General features: G+C 71.8%; 16 protein-coding genes and 1 pseudogene. 9 read left to right on the top strand and 8 right to left on the bottom strand.

What is annotated here, in order from left to right; translation table 11 throughout:
* Window positions 1-72: 72 nt before the first annotated feature.
* Window positions 73-2790 carry an alpha/beta fold hydrolase gene (locus DEJ08_RS14890; RefSeq protein WP_258367198.1) on the bottom strand — a complete coding sequence of 906 codons (2718 nt, stop codon included), beginning with the start codon at window positions 2788-2790 and terminating at the stop codon, window positions 73-75.
* The gene (locus DEJ08_RS14895; RefSeq protein WP_042537701.1) at window positions 2787-3860 is read right to left on the bottom strand and encodes a 3-oxoacyl-ACP synthase III; all 1074 of its coding nucleotides are present in this window, start codon (window positions 3858-3860) and stop codon (window positions 2787-2789) included. Before DEJ08_RS14895 ends, DEJ08_RS14890 begins: the two co-directional genes overlap by 4 nt.
* Here DEJ08_RS14895 and DEJ08_RS14900 point away from each other — a divergent pair.
* A complete protein-coding gene (locus DEJ08_RS14900; RefSeq protein WP_284180476.1) occupies window positions 3859-8610 on the top strand; it encodes an Ig-like domain-containing protein in 4752 nt (1583 codons plus the stop codon). The genes DEJ08_RS14895 and DEJ08_RS14900 overlap by 2 nt on opposite strands.
* A gap of 96 nt (window positions 8611-8706) precedes the next feature.
* Here the strand turns inward: DEJ08_RS14900 and DEJ08_RS14905 are convergent.
* Window positions 8707-9901 (bottom strand): annotated as a pseudogene (locus tag DEJ08_RS14905) (RimK family alpha-L-glutamate ligase).
* 87 nt (window positions 9902-9988) lie between these two features.
* Here DEJ08_RS14905 and DEJ08_RS14910 point away from each other — a divergent pair.
* Complete coding sequence (locus tag DEJ08_RS14910; RefSeq protein WP_027465989.1) at window positions 9989-10471, top strand: ATP-dependent zinc protease family protein; 483 nt, start codon at window positions 9989-9991, stop codon at window positions 10469-10471.
* 154 nt (window positions 10472-10625) lie between these two features.
* Here DEJ08_RS14910 and DEJ08_RS14915 read toward each other — a convergent pair whose 3' ends face one another.
* Together DEJ08_RS14915 and DEJ08_RS14920 are read right to left on the bottom strand one after the other, a co-directional pair.
* Window positions 10626-11519 (bottom strand): alpha/beta hydrolase, encoded by an 894-nt coding sequence (locus DEJ08_RS14915; RefSeq protein WP_111055457.1) that lies wholly within the window; start codon window positions 11517-11519, stop codon window positions 10626-10628.
* Window positions 11516-12103, bottom strand: a complete 588-nt coding sequence (locus DEJ08_RS14920; protein ID WP_111055458.1) for a TetR/AcrR family transcriptional regulator — start codon at window positions 12101-12103, stop codon at window positions 11516-11518. The genes DEJ08_RS14915 and DEJ08_RS14920 overlap by 4 nt, the downstream gene beginning before the upstream one ends.
* A 62-nt stretch (window positions 12104-12165) precedes the next feature.
* On the opposite strand from DEJ08_RS14920, the gene DEJ08_RS14925 reads away from it, so the two are divergent.
* The gene (locus DEJ08_RS14925) at window positions 12166-13368 is read left to right on the top strand and encodes an MFS transporter (protein WP_181439066.1); all 1203 of its coding nucleotides are present in this window, start codon (window positions 12166-12168) and stop codon (window positions 13366-13368) included.
* On the opposite strand, the gene DEJ08_RS14930 is transcribed toward DEJ08_RS14925, so the two are convergent.
* Window positions 13274-13627, bottom strand: a complete 354-nt coding sequence (locus tag DEJ08_RS14930; protein ID WP_111055460.1) for a YciI family protein — start codon at window positions 13625-13627, stop codon at window positions 13274-13276. The two genes, DEJ08_RS14925 and DEJ08_RS14930, sit on opposite strands and share 95 nt — an antisense overlap.
* A gap of 126 nt (window positions 13628-13753) precedes the next feature.
* Between DEJ08_RS14930 and DEJ08_RS14935 the strand changes: the two genes are divergently transcribed.
* The 6 genes from DEJ08_RS14935 to DEJ08_RS14960 all read left to right on the top strand — a co-directional run bounded on the left by DEJ08_RS14935 (window position 13754) and on the right by DEJ08_RS14960 (window position 18907).
* Window positions 13754-14164: a hypothetical protein gene (locus DEJ08_RS14935; RefSeq protein ID WP_146248566.1), complete on the top strand. Its 411-nt coding sequence runs from the start codon at window positions 13754-13756 to the stop codon at window positions 14162-14164.
* Complete coding sequence (locus DEJ08_RS14940; RefSeq protein ID WP_111055462.1) at window positions 14161-14469, top strand: transcriptional regulator; 309 nt, start codon at window positions 14161-14163, stop codon at window positions 14467-14469. Before DEJ08_RS14935 ends, DEJ08_RS14940 begins: the two co-directional genes overlap by 4 nt.
* An 82-nt stretch (window positions 14470-14551) precedes the next feature.
* On the top strand, window positions 14552-15826 hold the full coding sequence (locus tag DEJ08_RS14945) for a sensor histidine kinase (protein ID WP_258367279.1): 1275 nt from the start codon (window positions 14552-14554) through the stop codon (window positions 15824-15826).
* Window positions 15808-16506 (top strand): response regulator, encoded by a 699-nt coding sequence (locus DEJ08_RS14950; RefSeq protein WP_111055463.1) that lies wholly within the window; start codon window positions 15808-15810, stop codon window positions 16504-16506. The genes DEJ08_RS14945 and DEJ08_RS14950 overlap by 19 nt, the downstream gene beginning before the upstream one ends.
* Before the next feature lie 446 nt (window positions 16507-16952).
* The gene (locus DEJ08_RS14955; RefSeq protein WP_071245065.1) at window positions 16953-17834 is read left to right on the top strand and encodes an ABC transporter ATP-binding protein; all 882 of its coding nucleotides are present in this window, start codon (window positions 16953-16955) and stop codon (window positions 17832-17834) included.
* The gene (locus DEJ08_RS14960) at window positions 17831-18907 is read left to right on the top strand and encodes an ABC transporter permease (protein WP_111030589.1); all 1077 of its coding nucleotides are present in this window, start codon (window positions 17831-17833) and stop codon (window positions 18905-18907) included. The genes DEJ08_RS14955 and DEJ08_RS14960 overlap by 4 nt, the downstream gene beginning before the upstream one ends.
* A gap of 112 nt (window positions 18908-19019) precedes the next feature.
* On the opposite strand, the gene DEJ08_RS14965 is transcribed toward DEJ08_RS14960, so the two are convergent.
* Both DEJ08_RS14965 and DEJ08_RS14970 read right to left on the bottom strand, forming a co-directional pair.
* Window positions 19020-19523, bottom strand: coding sequence for a flavin reductase family protein (locus DEJ08_RS14965; RefSeq protein ID WP_071405947.1), 504 nt, complete (start codon window positions 19521-19523; stop codon window positions 19020-19022).
* On the bottom strand, window positions 19520-20035 hold the full coding sequence (locus DEJ08_RS14970) for an NADPH-dependent FMN reductase (protein ID WP_071405946.1): 516 nt from the start codon (window positions 20033-20035) through the stop codon (window positions 19520-19522). Before DEJ08_RS14970 ends, DEJ08_RS14965 begins: the two co-directional genes overlap by 4 nt.
* Window positions 20036-20654 lie beyond the last annotated feature (619 nt).

Raw genomic sequence — 20654 nt, forward strand, 5'->3', positions numbered from 1 at the left:
GATTCGTGCTCACCGACACCTCACGCCCCCGACGGCCCGTGAGGTGTCGGTGAGCGCGTGAGAACGCGCCGATCACGGGCGGACCATCCGTCCGCCGGACAGCACCGAGCCGGCCCAGCGTGAGAGCCGGCTGCGGTCGACCTTGGAGTTGTGCCGGATGTCGGTCGGCAGCACGGGCACGACGAGCACCGCGGCGAGGGGAACCCCGGCGGCGGCACGGACCGCTGCGGCGAGCGACGGCGACGCCAGCCCGGGCCGGCGCACGGCAGGGTCGGTCTCGACGACGGCCACCACCTGCTGGGTGCCGACCGGCCCGATGCCCGCGACGCCGGCGCGTCCGACACCGTCGACGCCCTCGATCCGCTGCTCCGGCCCCACCGGCGTGACGACCCCGTCCGGAGTCACCAGCACGTGCTGCAGTCGGCCCTCGACCCAGATCCGTCCCGCGGCGTCCAGGTGCCCGACGTCCCCGGTGCGGTGCCCGCGCGGGTCGTCGACGCCGAGGCGCGAGACCCGGTCGGTGCGCCAGAGCCGGTCGTAGTGGTCGCGCACGTGGGGTGCCGCGACGACGATCTCGCCGGTGACCCCGGGCTCGTCCGTCAGGGCTCCGGTCGAGCGCCCGGAACCGTCGAGCGGTGCGATGCGGACGCGGACGTTCGCTGCCGGCACCCCGACGCAGATCCCCTCGTCGTCGGACCGGCCGGCGGCACGGACCCCGTCGAGGTCGACGTCGGTCATGAGCAGCCCCTCGGTCATGCCGTAGGGGGTGTGGGCGCTGGCGTTCGGCATCAGCTCGGTCGCCGCGGTCAGCAGCGCAGCCGAGACGGGAGCCCCGGCCGACAGGAACAGCCGCACGCCCTTCAGCGCCTGCCGGTCGGCGTCGGTGAGCTCCGACGCAGTCGCGACGACGTTCGCCAGGGCCGCGGGCGACAGGAACACCACGGTGGCGTCGGCCGCGGCGACCGAGGCCGCGACCGCCTTCGCTGTCAGGGTGCGCGGCGCGGTGACGTCCATGTCGGGCGCGACCGACCGTGCCCCGAGGGCCGGGCCGAGCAGCGCGAACGGTGCGAACCCGGCAACGAGGCCGGTGCCGACTCCGACGTCGTACTGGGTGGCCAGCGCGTCCCGGACGGCGCTGAGCTGCCCGTGCGTGTACACGACGCCCTTCGCCGGCCCGGTCGATCCCGAGGTGAAGAGCACGGCCGCGGGTGCGTCCGGCGACGGTGCCGCCGGCAGCGCGGCGCCGTGCGCGAGACGGCGGGCGCCACGGCGGGCGACGTCGACGAGCGTGTGCTCCACCCGCAGCGCCTTCCGTGCCGGTGCGGGCAGCGAGAGCGTCGCGATGCGTCGCCCCGGCCAGCCGAGGGCACGCGCGGCCCCGAGCCCGGGCAGCGCGCCGATGATCCAGTCGGGTCGGGCGCCGCGGACCGCGCGGGTCAGGCCGCCGAGTCCGAGACCGGCGTCCGCGACGACGACGACCGCGCCGATCCGCACGCAGGCGTACAGGACGGCGGTCAGGTCGGCGCCGGGGGTCACCAGGAGCGAGACACGGTCGCCGCTCCGGACGCCCAGGTCGTCGAGTCCGGCGGCGATCTCGTCCACCCGTCGGGCGAGCAGCCGCCACGTGATCGTGCGGGGGCCACCGGCTGCGGCCATCTCGACCAGCGCTGGTTCGTCACTGGCACGCAGTTCGTCGAGCCGTGCCCAGAGCGGCGGGGTCGCCGGTGCAGGCTGGCCCGGGTCCACGGCGTCGGCCTGGAGGCCCGCGGGGGCCTGCGCAGGACGGCCACCGTCCGGCAGACGGTCACCGAGCCAGTCGAACACCGCGCCCGCCACGTCGGCGTCATCAGGCAGCAGGTGCCCGGCGCCCTCGAACCGGTGGACGTCGGCGTGCGGCACACGTTCGGTCAGGTCGTCCAGGTAGCGCTCGAGGAACACCGGGTCGCGCGGACCCCAGAGCAGGAGCGCCGGCACGTCGAGCGCGGCGACCCCGGCGGCGATGCGGTCGAGTTCGGGGGCACTCCGGTGCCGGGCGTCGACGGGGATGTCCGCGACGAAGCCCCCGATGCCACCGCGACGGGCGGCACCGCGGTAGGGCGCCCGGTAGCCGTCGGCCGTGGCACGGTCGAGCTTCGGGTGCGCGATGGCCAGGGTGGTCTCGAGGAACGCGGGGGTCACGACCGTCGCGCGGCCGAGCATCCCCGGACCGAGGGCCAGCCGCAGCGGTGCCGGGATCGGGGCGTCGTCGGGTTGATGCACGGCGGTGTTGCACGTCATCGCGGCGGCCAGGACGTCCGGGTGGTCGACCGCCCAACCGAGCGACACGACACCGCCCCAGTCGTGACCGAGGGTGACGACCGGTCCGGTCAGCCCGAGTTCGTCGGTCAGGGCTCCGAGGTCCGCGACGCGCTGCGCCAGTCCCCGCTCGACGCCGGTGCGCTCCGAGAAGCCCATGTCGAGCTGGTCAACGGCGACCACACGCCAGGCCGGGCCGCCGGCCTGCGCGACCTCGAGCGAGGTGCGGAGCACCGACCGCCACAGGTACGACCACGTCGGGTTGCCGTGCACGCAGAGGATCGTGCCGACCGGTTCCACGCCGAGCGCGGCCAGGGACCCGGCCGTGTCGAGGAGGTGCCAGGTGCGCGCGGCGCGATCCGTTCCTCCCGTCCGCTCTGCAGACCACGCGGGGACCGTGACCAGACGCGACCAGGCCGGGTCGAGGCCGGGCAGGGAGGGCGGCTGCGTCGCCGGAGCCGTGCTCGCGGCGACGCGGGGCAGCCGGGACGTCACCAGTGGAGTTCCATCATCGCCGTGTTGATGCCCGAACCGACGCCACCCAGGAACACGCGGTCACCGCGACGGATGCCGCCGGAAGCGACCTCGTCGGCGAGGGTGATCGGGATCGACGCGGGGCCGACGTTGCCGAACCGCTGGTACGTGGTGGGGACCTTGTCGCGCGGGATGCCGATCGCCTCGACGAAGGCGTTGGTGTGCACGTCGGAGACCTGGTGCAGCACGTAGCGGTCCATGTCGGCCCAGTCGAAGTGGGCGCGGGCCTCGGTCCAGGCGGCGACGACGAGCTCCATGCCGCCCTTGAGCAGCATCTTCGCGTCCGTGAACATGCCGTCGACGCTGCCCACGCACAGGTCGTACCACTGGGTCGCCGCGCGGGTGACGCCGCCGACGATCCGGTGTCCTTCGGGGTGCAGGTCCGCCGGGCCGAGCACGGCTGCGGCAGCACCGGACCCGAGGGTCAGGCTGGCGAACTCGCTCATGAAGTCCTTGCGGTTCCGGCCGCCCTGGTTCAGACGGTCGATGGTGTTGAGCTGCACCTGGTCGGCGTCCTCGCCGTCGACGACGAGCGCGTACTTGATCTGCCCGGAGTCGATCATCCCCGCGGCGACGCTCATGGCGTTGACGAAACCGAGGCAGGCGTTCGCGATGTCGAAGTTGATGGCGGACGACGGCAGCCCGAGACCGTGGTGCAGGCGGACGGCCACCGACGGCTCGAGGTGCGGACGGGTCACCGAGGTGTTGATGAGCAGCCCGATCTCGTCCGGACGGACACCGGCTTCGGCCATGGCGCGGCGGCCGGCGTCGATCGCGGCGTCCTGGAAGGTCTGCCCCTCGCCCCAGTTGCGACGCTCGATGACCCCGGCGACGCGCTCGAGCAGTCCCATCGGCAGACGGAGTCGACGGAGGACCCCGCGGAGCTTGGCCTCGATGTCGGCCGAGGTCGTCACACGCTCCGCCGTGGTGGTCGCCACGGAGAGCAGTGAGACGTTCCGGTGCTTCGCCGTGGCGTTGCCGGGCTGCTCCGGTTCACTGCTCGATGCCTGGTCGACCGGCCGTTCCGTCATGATCGTCACCGACACATACTTCCGCATCTGGCCTGTGTGCGCGATCCGGATGCGGTGGACGGCCCTGAATCCGTGCAATGCATTGCATGTGAAATACATATTGCATACGATGGCTACCGACCCCTTCGATCGGAGCCCCGAATGCCCCCGCTCAGCAAGTCCACCTCTGCCGCAGCCCTCCTGCTGGCGTTCGCGCCGCTGGCGGTGCCGGACATGGCCGCCGCGACGACCGTCACGACGGCACCCGCGCCGACCGAGGAGCGAGCCGACGCATCCGTGGAGCCGGAGGCGCCGGGCGAGGAGGAGTCACCTGTCGACAGTGGCGCACCTGTCGAGCCCGACGCGCCCGCGGACACCGCGGCCCCGGTCGACGCCGACCCCGCCACGGAGCCGGAGCCGGAGCCGGCCCCGGCGCCGAGCACCGCGCCCGCCCCGATCCCCACCCCCCACCCCCGAGGCGCAGCCCACGACCGACGAGGTCACGCCGAACGAGACGCCGATCAACGTGTACGTCGATGGAGCCGCGGACGCGATCGGTCAGCCGGGACAGCGGTTCGAGACGTCGATCTTCAACGTCAAGAACGTGAGTGGCTTCACGATCCCGAGCCGTTCGCTCGACTTCCACTGGACCATCACCGGCCCCGCGACCTTCACACGCGGACGACCGCCGTTCTCCGTGGCGAACTCAGGCACGGCGAACGTTGCGAACTGCACGTTCACGTCCTCCACGCAGACCGACTGCCTCGGCGGGAACCCCCAGCCACTCAACACCGGAGGAGCGAACTTCAACCACATCCGGGTGCCGATCACCGTCGACGTTTCCGCTCTGCCGGGCGACGTCATCACGGTGCACGGCTCGTTCGCCCCGAACGCCGCCACCGACTACGTGAACTCGAGCGAGCAGACGACATCGACGTGGAAGGTCACCATCCCGCTGACCGCCGCCGCCATCGACGAGCCGACCGCAGCCGTCGGGCCGAAGCCGACCATCACCGGCCAGGGCGTCCCCGGTGGCACCGTCGACGTGGCCGTCGGTGACCGGGCACCGGTGAACGTCCCCGTCGGCGATGACGGCACCTGGTCGCTCCCCGTCACCGAGGCGCTGTCGGAGGGGTCGGTCACCGTCACCGCCGTGCAGCACCGCAACGGCTTCACCGCCGACCCGACCACGGCGACCCTCGACGTCGACGCCACCGCCCCCGACGTCCCGATCGTCGACGACCCCGGCACCCTCGCCGACCCGACCGGACCCATCACCGGCACCGCCGAGCCAGGCGCCATCGTCATCGTCCGCGACCCCGCCGGCAACGAACTCGGCCGCGATCGTGCGAACGAGGCCGGCGACTTCTCCGTCCGTCTCGACGCACCGCTGCCCGAGGGTGCGACCGACCTCGTGGTCGTCGCCGCCGATGCGGTCGGTAACGAGTCCGGCCCGGCGACCGCGACCGCGGTCGTCCCGGACACCACCGCGCCCGATGCTCCGGTCGTCGAGCGCCAGGACCTCGCGACCCCGACCGGCCCGGTGGTCGGCACCGCCGAGCCCGGCTCCATCGTGATCATCCGCGACCGGGACGGCGACGAGATCGGGCGCGGCGAAGCCAATGACGACGGCGACTTCTCGGTCGAGTTGGACGAGCCACTGACCGAGGGCGACCACGGCCTGGAGGTCGTCGCGCAGGACGACGCCGGCAACGAGTCGGCTCCCTCGCCCGTGACCGTCACCGCACCCGACGTCACCGCACCCGACGCGCCGATCAGCACGACCCCCGAGTTCCTCGCCGACGGCACCGGCCCCTTCACCGGGTCGGCCGAACCCGGTTCGACAGTGATCGTGCGTGACACCGACGGCAACGAACTCGGCCGTACCGAGGCCCGCGACGACGGGCAGTTCACCGTCGTGCTCGACGAGCCGCTCGACGACGGCGCGCACGACCTCGAGCTCGTCGCGCAGGACGAGGCCGGCAACGTCTCGTCCCCGACGCCGGTCACGGTGGACGTGGACGACGACGCTCCGAACGCACCGATCGTGACCGGACCGACCGACCTCGCTGACGGCAAGGGACCCATCACCGGGACCGCCGAACCGGGCTCGACGGTCATCATCCGTGACGAGGACGGCAACCAGATCGGCCGCGGCGAAGCCAACGACGACGGGGACTTCTCGATCGAACTCGACGAGCCCCTCGACGACGGCGACCACCACCTCGAGCTGATCGCCCAGGACGACGCCGGCAACATCTCGACCCCCACCCCGGTCACCGTCGACGTCGACACCGAAGCACCCGACGCACCCGTCGTCACCAGCCCCAAGGACCTCGCTGACGGCAAGGGGCCCATCACCGGGACCGCCGAGCCCGGCTCGACCGTGATCATCCGTGACGAGGACGGCAACGAGATCGGCCGCGGCGAAGCCAACGACGACGGCGACTTCTCCATCGAACTCGACGAGCCCCTCGACGACGGCGAGCACAAGCTCGAACTCATCGCCCAGGACAAGGCCGGCAATACCTCCGAGGAAACGAAGACCACGGTCGACGTCGACACCGATGCACCGGGAGCACCCGTCGTCACAAGCCCCAGCGATCTCGCTGACAGCAAGGGGCCCATCACCGGCACCGCGGAGCCCGGCTCGACGGTCATCATCCGCGACGAAGACGGCAACGAACTCGGCCGCGGCGAAGCCAACGACGACGGGGACTTCAGCATCGAGCTGGACGAACCGCTCAACGACGGCGAGCACAAGCTCGAACTCATCGCCCAGGACAAGGCCGGCAACGAATCTGGCCCGACCGACACCACGGTCGATGTCGACACCGAAGCACCGACCGCACCAGTCGTGACCAGCCCCAGCGATCTCGACAACGGCAAGGGTCCGATCAGCGGCACCGCCGAGCCGGGCTCCACTCTGATCATCCGTGACGAGGACGGTAACGAGATCGGCCGCGGTGAGGCCAACGACGACGGCGACTTCTCGATCGAGCTCGACGAGCCGCTCGACGACGGCGAGCACCAGCTCGAACTCATCGCCGAAGACAAGGCCGGCAACAGCTCCGACGAGACGAAGACCACCGTCGATGTCGACACGAAGGCACCGACGGCACCGGTCGTGACCAGCCCGTCCGACCTCGCTGACGGCAAGGGTCCGATCAGCGGCACCGCCGAGCCGGGCTCCACTGTGATCATCCGTGACGAGGACGGCAACGAACTCGGCCGCGGCGAAGCCAACGACGACGGCGACTTCAGCATCGAGCTGGACGAGCCCCTCGACGACGGCGAGCACAAGCTCGAACTGATCGCGCAGGACAAGGCCGGTAACGAGTCCGACCCGACCGACACCACGGTTGACGTCGACACTGAAACGCCCGACGCACCCGTCGTCACCAGCCCGTCCGACCTGAGCGACGGCACCGGTCCGATCATCGGGACCGCGGAACCCGGCTCGACCGTGATCATCCGTGACGAGGACGGCAACGAACTCGGCCGCGGCGAAGCCAACGACGACGGCGACTTCAGCATCGAGCTGGACGAGCCCCTCGACGACGGCGACCACAAGCTCGAGGTGATCGCCGAAGACAAGGCCGGCAACACCTCCGAAGAGACGAAGACCACGGTCGACGTCGACACCGAAGCACCCGACGCACCGGTCGTGACCAGCCCCAGCGATCTCGACAACGGCAAGGGACCCATCACCGGTACCGCGGAGCCGGGCGCCACCGTGATCATCCGTGACGAGGACGGCAACGAGATCGGCCGCGGCGAAGCCAACGACGACGGCGACTTCTCGATCGAACTCGATGAGCCGCTCGATGACGGCGAGCACAAGCTCGAACTCATCTCCCAGGACGACGCCGGCAACACCTCCGAGGAAACGAAGACCACCGTCGACGTCGACACGAAGGCACCGACGGCGCCCGTCGTCACCAGCCCCAAGGACCTCGACAACGGCAAGGGACCCATCACCGGCACCGCCGAGCCCGGCTCCACGGTCATCATCCGCGACGAGGACGGCAACGAACTCGGCCGCGACACCGCGGACGAGAACGGCGACTTCGAGATCGTCCTCGACGAGCCGCTCACGGACGGGGCGCACGACCTCGAACTGATCGCGCAGGACAAGGTCGGCAACGAGTCGGACCCGACGAAGACCACCGTCGACGTCGACACCGAGGCCCCGGCGGCACCCGTCCTCGAGGCGTTGGACGACATCGTCGACGGAACCGGCATCGTCCGGGGCTCCGCCGAGCCCGGCTCGACGGTCGTCATCCGCGACGCCGACGGCCGCGAGATCGGCCGCGGGACAGCGGACTCCGACGGGCGGTTCGCCTTCCGGACGACGGTTCCCCTGGAGCCGGGAGCGCACCTGCTGTCGGTCGTCGCCGTGGACCGCTTCGGTCACGTCTCACCGGGCTCGAGCATGCTCGTCACGCTCGTCCCCGAGAGCGAAGAGGGCGAGAACGACGAGAACGACAACGGGGCCGGAACGGGAATCGCGTTCCCGGGGGTCGTGACCCCGGGCACCGGCACCGGCACCGGCACGCAGCTCGGCACGACCGACGATCGCACCGCACCCGCTCCGAAGACCGACGGAGCCGGCACCACCGGCACCGGCACCGGCACCACCAACCGTGAGCTCGCGTTCACCGGCGTCGAGCTCGGCGGCTGGCTCGCCGCCGCGCTCACCGCGCTCGGGCTCGGCGCCGTCCTGCGCCTGCTCGCGCGCCGACGCCAAGGCGACGTGCGCGGCGACTGAGCCCCGGACTGCGGACTGGAGGCCCGGATCACGTACCCGACGAGGGGACGCGATCCGGGCCTCCCGGCTGTCACGGCGCTGCAGCGCCCCGAGCGCTCAGCCCTCGGTCTGCAACGGCTCCTTCGGCAGCTTCCGCACCTTCGCACGCCGCTTCCGGCGCTCCGGGATCATCGACCGCATCTCCTCGAGCTTGCCGAAGCAGAGCAGGCGGTCCCCCGGCTCGAGGGCGACGCCACTGCGCGGGTTCGGGATGACGTTCGAGCCGCGGTGCAGCGTGAGGACCGTGATGTCGCGGTCCCAGAGCCCGGACTCCTTGATCGTCTTGCCGACCAGGTCGGCGTTCGTGTGCACGAGGAGCTCGGCGACGCCGTAGCCGGTCGAGACGGACAGCCGCTGGCGGACGTCGATCTCGGGGAACGCGACCTGGTTCGCGATGAAGTCGACGATCGCACCGGCGATGTCGAAGGCCGGTGGCGCGCTCGACGCCCTCGAGCCCTGGCGAGGAGTTGACCTCCATCACGAGCGGCCCGTCGTTGCCCTCGAGCATGTCGACGCCGGCGACCTTGAGTCCCATGATCTGCGCCGAGCGCACGGCCACGGCCTCGTACTCGGGCGAGAGCGTGACCTTCTCGACGGTGCCGCCGCGGTGCACGTTGGAGCGGAACTCGTCGCCCGAGGCGGTCCGACGCATCGCCGCGACGACCCGGTCACCGACGACGAGGGCCCGGATGTCACGACCGCGGCTCTCGGCGATGAACCGCTGGATCAGGACGTTCTGCTTCGTGGAGTGCAGGGTCTCGACGATCGACTCGGCCACCTTCGCCTCGGGTGCCAGGATCACGCCGATGCCCTGCGTGCCCTCGAGGAGCTTGATGACGACGGGCGCGCCGCCGACCCGTTCGATCGCGCCGCGCACGTCGTTGCGGCCGGCCACGAAGGTCGTCGCCGGCATGCCGATGTCGTGTCGCGACAGGATCTGGTTCGCCCGGAGCTTGTCGCGCGAGTTCGTGATGCCGTTCGCCGTGTTCGGCGTGTACACGTCCATCTGCTCGAACTGCCGCACGACGGCGGTGCCGTAGTAGGTGATCGAGTTGCCGATGCGCGGCAGCACGGCGTCGTAGTCGCTCAGCAGCTTGCCGCGGTAGAGCAGGTCCGGGTCGTCACCGGACAGGTCGATCGCGAAGCGCAGGGTGTTGAGCACCTTGACCTCGTGACCGCGGTCGAGTGCCGCTGCGCGGAGGCGCTGGGTCGAGTACGCCTGGGGCGCGCGCGACAGGATGGCGAGTTTCATCGAGGGGTTCTCCGCTGGGTCGGATCGACGGCGACGCTCCATCAAAGCATGCGGACGTGGCCACGGAGCATGCGACAGGATGGGCACATGGCCCGAGCTCCGAAGTCCTCCGACAGCGGGCTCGTCGTCGCCGGGTGGCGGGAGTGGGCGGGACTGCCGGACCTCGGCGTGCCGTGGATCAAGGTGAAGCTCGACACCGGCGCCCGGAGCTCCGCGTTGCACGCCTTCGACCTCGAGGAACTGCCCGGCGAGCGGGTCCGGTTCTCGCTGCACCCCTGGCAGGACACCGATGCCGACGCCTCCACCATCGAGTGCGACGTGCACGACCGGCGCATCGTCCGCAGCTCGACCGGGCACACCCAGGAGCGCATCGTCGTCCGCACGCGGATCGCGTTGGCCGGGCAGGTCGTCGAGTCCGAGGTCACCTTGAGCAACCGGGACCAGATGGGGTTCCGGATGCTCGTCGGTCGCGAGGCGCTCCGGCAGGGCTTCCTCGTCGATCCTGCACGGTCCTTCATGGCCGGGCGGGCTCCGAAGGAGATCCGGCGCCGCAACCGCGGTCGCGCCTGAGCGCTCCTGAGCGGGCCTGGTCACGCGGCACGGGCCGTTGCGGTGACCGGTCGACGGCCTGGAGGCGCGGTGCGGGGCCGCCACGAGCCTCCCGTCCGCCTCGACGCGCGTCTCGGGCGCGCTGGTCGGGGCGCTGGTCGGGGCGCTTGTCGGCTCAGTGACCGAGGTGGCGGCCGAGGAAGGCGAGCTGCTGCGGCGCCAGGCGGCGCCAGTAGCCGTGCGTGTGGGCGCCGGGTGCGAAGCCTCCGGCCGGAGGCGTGGCGAAGCCGTCAATGTAGGTGTGCACCGCCGGCGCGAACCCGTCGCCGTTGCCGCAGTCGACGCGGACGGCGACGCCGTCGAGCGCGCGCTGCCGGCCGAGGACGGTGTTCGCGCGGAAGTCGGCCGCGTCGTCGAAGGCGCCGCGAGCGGTGTCCCCGGCCGCGGTCCAGAGCGCGGGGCTGATGGCCGAGACGGCCCGGACGCGCGAGGCGCCGAGGACCCCTGCGAGCCGGAGGGCGCCGAAGCCACCCATCGAGTAGCCGGTCAGGGCGAGGCGGTCCGTGTCGAAGCCGCGGCGGGCGATCAGGGGCAGGAACTCGTCGACGACCATCGCGGCGGGGTCGTCCCCGTCGGCTCGTGGGTGCCAGTAGCGGTTGCCGCCGTCGATCGAGGCGATCGCGAACGGGGCTCCGCCGTCGGCGACGTGCGCCGCGAGGAACCGGTCGTAGCCCAGGCTCCGCCCGAAGAACGAGGTGTGGTCGTCGCCGTAGCCGTGCAGGGCGACCGCCACCGGCAAGGGGGTGTCGGACGCCGGTGCCGCGATCGTCCACCCGACGGTGCGGCCCTTCCGCGCTGCCGACACGAAGGTGCCGGAGGTGGTGGGGACGGGCTCGACGTCGGGGACCGTGCCGTCGGTGCCGTCCAGACCGAGGACCCGGTACAGGGTCGAGCGCCCGGGCAGCAGGCCGAGGTTGATCCCCTCGGCCACGGCTCCCGCGGCGACGACGCCCGTACCACCGATCAGCAGGGAACGGCGGGTGATCGTGGCAGCACGCGATCGGGTCATGTGGTGGGCGCCGTTCCGTCTGGGGTGTGTTCCCGGATGAGGGACGCGGCGACGGACCGTGCCGTCGTCGTGTCGAGCGCGGGGTCGCGCAACCGCATCGCAAGGTAACCGGAGACGATGAGCAGCAGCTGGTCGGCGAGGGCCTCGGCACGGGGACCGATCACCGGCACCGCCTGTGCCACGAGCCGCCGGCGCAGGGTGGTGGTCTCGAGGTCCAGGACCTGCCGGACCTCGGCGGGGGCGTCGGCGTACTCGGCGGCGGTGCCGAGGAAGGCGCACCAGCGGGAGCCCGTGGGCGTCGAGCGGTAGTCGTCGAGGGCGTCGAACACCGCCAGGAGTCGGCCCAGGTCGTCCCGTTCGGCGGCGACCGCACGGTCCCAGGTGGCGATCCAGTCCTCGTGGCGACGGGTGAGGGCCGCGGCGACGAGCGACTCCTTGCTCGCGTAGCCGCGGTACAGGGTGGCCGTCGAGACCCCGGCCCGTTCGAGGACGGCGTCGATCGGGGTGGCGGCGATGCCCTGCGAGAAGAAGAGCTCCTCGGCGGCGTCGAGCAGCCGTTGCTCGGTCCCTGGGCGCATCACCATGAGAGCACCCTAGGCTCTGAAAAGTGAAACGATCGTTTTCGTTACGACATCGACTGCTCCTGGTGAGCGGACTCGGCCTCATCGCCGCCACCTACGGCCTGGTGCGCCTGGCGTACGGGCTGTTCCTGCCCGACGTGCAGCGCGACCTGGGGCTCCGGTCCGATGCCGCCGGGTGGGTCTCGTCGGGCGCCTCGGCGCTGTACTGCGTCGGTGCGGTGGCCGGGTTCCTGCTCGCCGCACGGATGCCCCGCGTGCTCGTCACGGTCGCGACCCTGGTGGCGGGGGTCGGTGCGATCGCCATGGCGACGGCCGGCGGCTCACTGGCGTTCGGCGTGAGCGCCGTGCTCGCGTCGGCGGGCGCCGGACTCGCGTCGCCCGCCCTCGTGCGGATCGTCGCCGAGCAGGTGCCGTCGGCGCTGCTCGGTCGAGCGCAGGCGATCGTGAATGCCGGCACCGGCCCCGGGCTCGTGGGCGCCGGGGTGCTCGCCCTCGTGCTGCTGCCCGACTGGCGGACGGCCTGGGCGGTGTCCGGGGTGTTCTCCCTGGCGGTCGGAGTGCTGCTGCTCGTGGTGTCCCGCGGCGGGACTGCTGCGTCCCGGTCACCGCTGCCCGGCACCCCGTGGTTCGCGGCGCACCGAGGGGTGCTCGTGCTGGCGCTGCTGTTCGGGGCCGGGTCCGCCGTTGTCTGGACCTACGGACGTTCGGCGCTGGTGGAGGCCGGTGCGTCGGTCGTCGTCTCGGTGTCGGCCTGGATCGCGCTCGGGATCGGCGGAGCCGCCGTCGTCCTCACCGCGCGGTGGACGAACGGACTGCGCGCCCGGACGCTCTGGGCGGTCACGGCGGGTTCGGTCGCCGTCGCCGTCGTGGTGCTGGGGGCAGCGCCGCAGTCGACGGTCGCGGCACTGCTGGCGTGTGCCGTGTTCGGCTGGGGCTACACGGCGGCGACCGGGGCACTGATCGCGTGGACGACCGAGATCGATGCCGAGCGGTCGTCGGCGGGCACGTCGATGCTGTTCGTCGCACTCGTGCTCGGGCAGGCCGTCGGCGCTGCGGGTGCCGGAGCGCTCGTCGGTGCGATCGGGTTCGTCGCGACGTTCGTGGTCGGGGCCGGTGTGACCGCGGCGAGCGCCGTCCCCGCGGTGGTCCGTCGGCCGGGTGGGGTCCGTGCCGTCAGAGCAGCGGGCGGAGCTCGATCTTCCGGTTGCACGCCTGTGACGCCTGGTGCGCCACCCGGGCAGCCGTCTCGGCGTCGGGGAGGTCCATGACCCAGAACCCGGCGACGTACTCGTCGGTGGCGGTCGCGGGCCCGGTCGTGGCGCGCCCGGCCGTGGTGTCCGCCGCGCCCTCGCGGGCGTCGACCACGGTGGCGTCGGCTGGCGCGGAGACCCCGGCGGCGAACACGATCGCGTCGCCCATCCGTTCGTTGAAGGCATCGACCGCGGCGGCTTCGGCGTCGGTCGCGGAGTACGTGTTGCCGATGGCGGCGGCCTGGCCGTCGTCGATGACGTTGACGAGGAACTGCATGGCGTCTCCCCTGCTCGTTGGCGGGAGGCTACTCCTGCCGTGCACCGACCGACGCGTTCGGTGCGAAGCTGCTGTTCCGCTGGGACATCCGCGGACGCGGCAGTTTCACGTTTACCATCTGTGAACATGAACACTTCCACTCGAGGAGCTGCAGCCGGGACTCTCCTCAGGCACGGGCGCGGCTGGCAGACACCGGTGTTCCTCTGCAGTGCCGCCGTGGTCGCGTCCTTCGTGTTCGTGGTCGAGGGGCTGGATGCCCCGCGGCTGCCGATCCTCGCGGTCGCCGCGGTCGTCGTGATCGCGCTGTGGCTCGTCGCGAGTACCCGGCGGGTCGTTCCCCGCGGCGGCAACCGACTGATGACCGTCGCCTGGGTCGCAACCGGTGTCCTGTACGTCCTCGTCGTCGCACCGCTCAATGCCGCGCTGCTCCGAGGACTCGACGGGTCGACGTCGGTGCTGGCGTGGGGAGTGACCTCGCTCGTCGTCGCAGTGCCACTCGTCGTGGCGGCGGTGCAGGCTCGGCCGAGGCGTCGATGACGAGCGGCTCCCACCCTCGGCACGAACTCGACGATCGGATCCACTCGCCGGTGCGGTTCTCACTGCTCGCTCTGCTCAGGACGGTGGACGAAGCGGAGTTCGGTGTCGTCCGGGACGCACTCGAGGTGAGCGACTCAACGCTGTCCCAAGCAGCGGCGACCCTGGGAGAGGCGGGTTTCCTCCGCATCCGCAGACTTCGCGTCGGACGGAGCACGAGGAGCTGGCTCGCCCTCACCGACGCAGGACGAGATGCGTTCGAGCGGCACTTCGCCGTCATCCGGGCGATCGCCGAGCCCGCTGGGTGACCAGAGCACCGTGACGCGAGCGGATGCCGAGCAGTCCAGCGTGGTGGCGACATCGCACGGGGATTCCGCTAGCGTTTCGCGAGTGGGGACGACGGCGGAGTGGTCGCGACTGCCGGTGGGGCGGCACGAGTACCGGCAGGACACGGTGCTCGCAGTCGTGCTGGCCGGTGGGCTCGCGGTCACGACGTTCCTGTACGGGTCGGCCGGTACGTACGGTGACGACCAGGCCGCCTGGTGGGTCTCCGCGCTGATGATCGTCGCGAACGCGGCCCCGATCGCGTTCCGCCGACGGTTCCCGATGTCGGTGGCACTGGTGTCGGCGGTGGCGTTCGCCGCGACGCAGCTGCTCCAGGTGCCCGAGGTCTTCCTCGTCAACTTCACGCTCTTCATCGCGCTGTACACGGTGGGTGCGTGGTGCTCCGACCGGGTGCGGGCCGAAGCGGTGCGCTGGGTCGTCATCGGCGGCATGTTCGCGTGGCTGTTCGTCGCGATCTCGTTCGGGTGGGCGTCGCCGAACGCTCTGCCGAACGACACGGACTCCCCCGTGGCGCCCTACGTCGCGATCTCGCTGCTCAACATCGTCATCAACGTGATCTACTTCGGCGCTGCCTGGTACGCCGGCAACCGCGCCTGGGTCTCCGCAGTCGCACGGCACCAGCTCGCCGAACGCACCGCCGAACTCGCCGCCGAGCGGGAGCGGTCCGCGGCACAGGCCGTCACGATCGAACGGGTACGGATCGCTCGCGAGCTGCACGACGTGGTCGCCCACCACGTCTCGCTGATGGGGGTGCAGGCGGGTGCTGCACGGCGCGTGATCGACCGCGACCCCGCGCAGGCCACCGCCTCGCTCGGGGTGGTCGAGGAGAGCGCCCGCACCGCGGTGGAGGAACTCCGGCGGATGCTCGGCACCCTGCGCTCGGACGACGACGCGTCCGGCCTCGGGGCGGCCGGTGGCGACGGCCCGAGCACCGAGGGCATCACACGGATCGCTGAGCTGGCCGAGTCCGCCCGGGTGGCGGGCCACCCCGCCGAGTACGTCGTCGTGGGTGACGAGCGCCCGGTGCCGCCGACGGTGGCCGCGGTGGCGTACCGGATCGTGCAGGAAGCGGTGACGAACATCCTCAAGCACGCCGGCCCGACCGCCCGCGCCGACGTCCGGCTGCGGTACCTGGACGACGGCGTCGAGGTCGAGGTCACCGACGACGGGCTCGGTGCCCGTGCTGCCCGGAGCACCTCCGGCAGCGGCCTCGGACAGGTCGGGATGCGGGAACGCGTCGCGGCTGTGGACGGACGGATCGAGATCGGGCCACGAGCCCGGGGAGGCTACCTGGTGCGGGCATGGCTGCCGACGACCTGACCATCGTGCTGGCCGACGACCAGGAGCTCGTCCGCGCCGGGTTCCGCGTGATCCTGGAGTCCGAGCCCGGGTTCCGGGTCGTGGGCGAAGCCGCGGACGGCGCAGGGGCGGTCGAGGCCGTGCAGCAGCTCCGTCCGGACGTGGTCTGCCTCGACGTGCAGATGCCGGGCGTCGACGGGCTCGAGGCCGCGCGACGGATCGCGGCGCTGCCGGACCCGCCGGCGGTGCTCATCCTCACGACGTTCGACAGCGACGACGCGCTGTTCCAGGCGCTCGAGGCGGGAGCGAGCGGGTTCCTGCTGAAGAACGCCTCCCCCGAGCGGCTGATCGACGCCGTGCGGACCGTCGCCGCCGGGGACGCCCTGCTCGCGCCGGACGTCACGCGTCGGGTGATCAGCCGGGCGACGGCGTCGGCTGCGGTGCAGCCCTCGGCGACCACCACGACCGCGGCACCTGCCACGACGGGCGACGACGCACTCGCCGTGGCCGGGCTCACCGAGCGGGAGACCGAGGTGCTGCGGCTCCTCGCCCGGGGCCTGAGCAACGCGGAGATCGCCGCCGAGCTCTACGTCGGGGACGCCACCGTGAAGACCCACGTGTCGAACGTGCTGCAGAAACTCGCACTGCGCGACCGCATCCAGGCCGTCGTGTGGGCGTTCGAGCACGGCGTCGCCGGCTGACCGAGCCGAGCCGAACCCGCACGAACCGAACAAGCCCGCACCGTGCAGGGTCGCTCAACCCGTGCAGCGTTGACCGCACCGTGCCGCGCCACCACAACGCACCGTGCAACCAAACCCGCACCAGCCCAACAAGCCCGCACCGTGCCCACCACCGCACCCCACGCCCGCACCGTGCGCCTTCGCTCAACTCGTGCGGCGTTAACCGCACCGTGCGCCGCCAGAACGACGCACCGTGCAACCAAACCCGCACGAGCCGAACAAGCGCGCACCGTGCCGACCCGCACCCAGCGCGCACCCGGCCCACCGCACCTACCCCGCGCGTTCCTCCCCCACGCGGTGGAGCCGACCACCCACCCAAGTCCCGCCTGGCGGCGGAGGCGGGGCGTGCCTCCCGGCCAATAGCGTCGGACGCAGCGACGACCAGCGTCGCGACGAAGGGGAACGACATGCTCACCATCGAAGGGGTGACCAAGCACTTCGGCGACCGCCGGGTGCTCGACGACGTGGGGTTCACGGTCGGCAGCGGCCGCCTCACCGGCTTCGTCGGCGGCAACGGTGCCGGCAAGACCACCACCATGCGCATCATGCTCGGCGTGCTCCAGGCCGACGCGGGCACGGTCTCGATCGACGGCACCGCGGTCCGCCCCGCCGACCGCCGCCGCTTCGGCTACATGCCCGAGGAACGCGGCCTGTACCCGAAGATGCCGGTGGCCGAGCAGATCACCTACCTGGCCCGGCTGCACGGCGTCGACAAGCGCGCCGCGACGACCCGCACCGGCGAGCTGCTCGAACGCCTCGAACTCACCGCACACGCCGGCGACCCCGTCGAGAAGCTCTCCCTCGGCAACCAGCAGCGCGTGCAGATCGCAGCGGCGCTGGCACACGACCCCGAGGTGCTCGTGCTCGACGAGCCGTTCTCGGGCCTCGACCCGATGGCCGTCGACACGGTGCTCGGCGTCCTGCGCGAGACCGCGGCCCGGGGCGTCCCGGTGCTGTTCTCGAGCCACCAGCTCGACGTGGTCGAGCGGCTCTGCGACGACGTCGTCGTCATCGCCGGTGGCACGATCCGCGCCGCCGGTCCGCAGGAGGAACTCCGCAAGCAGGCCGGCCCCGCCGCGTGGGAGCTGCTGGTCGACGGGGACGTCGCCTGGCTCCGCGACGAGCCGGGTGTGGCCGTACGGGAGTTCGACGGCGGGTACGCGGTCTTCGAGGCCGACGCCGCCACCGCCCAGCGCGTCCTGCAGCGCGCCGTGCAGCACGGCACCGTCGGGTCGTTCTCGCCACGGGTGCCGCGGCTCAGCGAGGTCTTCCGGGAGGTCGTCCGATGAACAACTCCTTCGTGCAGGCCGTGCGGCTCGTCTCCGCGCGTGAGATCCAGGCACGCATCCGCAGCAAGGCCTTCGTGGTCTCGGCGCTCATCCTGATCGGCATGGTCGTCGCGTCGATCGTCGTCGGCGGGATCGTGAGCAAGGCCACCGCCGACGACACCACCCCGGTCGCGGTCGTCGACGGCGTCTCGCTGCCGACCACCAGTGGGCTGGACGTCACGCAATCGGCGTCGGTCGACGACGCCGAACGGCTCGTGACCAAGGGCGACGTCGACGCGGCGATCGTGCCGTCGGACGACCCGCTCGGCTACAAGGTCGTCGGGCTCGACGAGGCACCGTCCGAGGTCGTCTCGGCGTTGAGCGTCACCCCGCGCATCGAGTTGCTCGACCCGGACGCGCTGCCGGGTGGCCTGGTGTACCTCATCGCCATCGCGTTCGGCGTCGTGTACTTCGCGTCGGCGGTGACGTTCGGCCAGTCGATCGCGCAGAGCGTCGTCGAGGAGAAGTCGACGCGGGTGGTCGAGATCCTGATGTCCGCGATACCGGCCAGGGCGCTGCTCGCCGGCAAGGTCCTCGGCAACAGCATCATGGCCTTCGCCCAGATCGTCGCGGTGGCCGTCGCCGCCATCGTCACGTTGGCGGTGACCGGCCAGGACAACATGTTCGCGATGCTCGGCCCGAGCATCCTGTGGTTCATCGGCTTCTTCGCGATCGGGTTCGTGCTCCTGGCATCGCTGTTCGCCGCGGCGGCCGTGCTCGTCTCCCGCCAGGAGGACGTCGGCAGCGTCACCACCCCGGTGATGATGCTCGTGATGATCCCGTACTTCCTGATCATCGTCGCGTACGACAACCCGACGATCCTCGGCATCATGTCGTACGTGCCGTTCAGCGCCCCGATCGGCATGCCGATGCGGATCTTCCTGGGGACCGCCGAGTGGTGGGAGCCGATCCTGTCGCTCGTCATCGTCGCCGCTTCGGTGGTCGCGGTCGTGGTCATCGGTGCCCGCGTCTACGAGAACGCCCTGCTCCGCACCGGCAGTCGCGTGAAGCTGTCCGAGGCGCTGCGCGGCTGACGCCGCCAGCCCGGCAGGCCCGGCAAGCCCGGCGGGTTCGAAAGGGAGGCCCGCCCCAGGTGAGCAGATCTGCTCACGCGGGGCGGGCCTCCAGTCCGTTGCCCGGCGCCGGTCAGGCGGTCAGGGTCGCGAAGGCGGACCGGTGCCAGACCAGCGGGTTGTGCGCGAAGTCGGACATGAGTCCGAGCACCCGGAGCACCACGATGTCGTGGTCGCCGGCCGGGTACGTGTGCTCGACCGAGCACTCCAGCCAGATCGGCGCCCCCTGGAGGAACACCGCGCCCGTCTCGGCGACCGTCGTGTCGACACCGACGAAGCGGATCGACTTGTCACGCGAGGCGAGCTGCCGGGTGACCTGCGCGTGCCCCTCACCGAGGATCGAGACGCCGATCGTGCCGGCGTCCCGCAGCACCGGCCACGTGGTCGACGTGTGCTGCACGGCGAACATCACGAGCGGTGGGTCCTGCGAGACGCCGACCGTGAACGAGGACGCCACGAGTACGGTCGGTTCGCCGTCCACGACGGCGGAGAGTGCGGCGACACCGCACGGGAACCCGGAGAACGCCTGCTTGAGCGCGGACAGGTCCGGGGCCTCGGTGGAGTAGGGGCTGATCATGACGCGGTTCCTTCCTGGTGGACGGCGGCCGCGCCGAGGACGACGTCCTGCCAGCGGGCGAGCCACACGTCGGTCGATGCGGGGTCCGAGTACTGCTTGTCGTTGAGGTACAGGGCGGGTGCGACGACGGTCGCGCCGAGTTCGACCAGCACCGGTTTGAGGAAGACCTCGGGGGCGAGGGCATGGGCCGGGCCGGCGCCGAGCATGAGCGGCACCGCGACGACGCCGGCGAGTCCGTCGCCGGTTCCGAACTGGTCGAGGAACAGCTTGAGCACGCCGGTGTAGGTCGCCTTGAACGTCGGCGACGCGACGACGACGAGGTCCGAACCGGCGACGGTCCGGACGGCGTCCGACACGGCGGCGTCACCCCAGCCGAGCAGGCCGGCACCGAGGTCGATGACGTCGACGACGTGGTCGGGGGCGCGGCCGGTGAGCCGTTCGAGCACGACCGTCGCGGCGTCGAGCGTCCGTGAGGCCGGCTTGGGGTTGCCGGCGACGACGGTGGTGATCATCGGGGTGCTCCTGTCGGTGGGCGGGTGGTGGGTGCGGGGGGTGTTCGTGGAGCGTGTGGTTCGTGCAGCGGGTCGTTGGTGCAGTCCACCGCTCGTTCGTTTCGCCGCCGTGCCGCGTCCGTATCGGGTGGGTTACGCCAGCTGGCCCTGCCCCGTGGCACCCGAATGTCCCGGTCAGCGGGGCTGCGCGTCCGGGTCTCCCGGCCATTCCGCCAGGCACGGTCCTCGCTGACCGCACCGAATTGTGAGAGCGCCGTTTCCGGAAGTCGCCTCGGATGGGTCCGGCGTGTTTCGCCCCGCCGTCGCCGGCCCGTCACCGCCCCGATCCGCCCCTGCTCGCGGGTCGGTGGCGCAGTCGTCCACCCCGGATCGGCGGGGCGGACGCCCCTCGGCGTCGGGCGCCGCAGGTGGCCTAACACCAGCGAAACAAACGCCTAACAGGACCGTTACCGGGCGACCGCCTGCCGGTGCCCCGCGGCCGTTACATTCGCATCAGCCCCACTGCAGCGGCCGGCGTCACCGGCGATCCGCCGCCCCGCCGCCGCCCGGTCCGGCTCCCTGCACGTCCTGCCCCGCTCCGCGGGGCCTTCGTCGTACCCGCCGCAGCTCCCCCGTCCCC

Source organism: Curtobacterium sp. MCLR17_054 (genome assembly GCF_003234335.2).
In the GTDB taxonomy this organism is placed as follows: Bacteria; Actinomycetota; Actinomycetes; order Actinomycetales; family Microbacteriaceae; genus Curtobacterium; species Curtobacterium flaccumfaciens.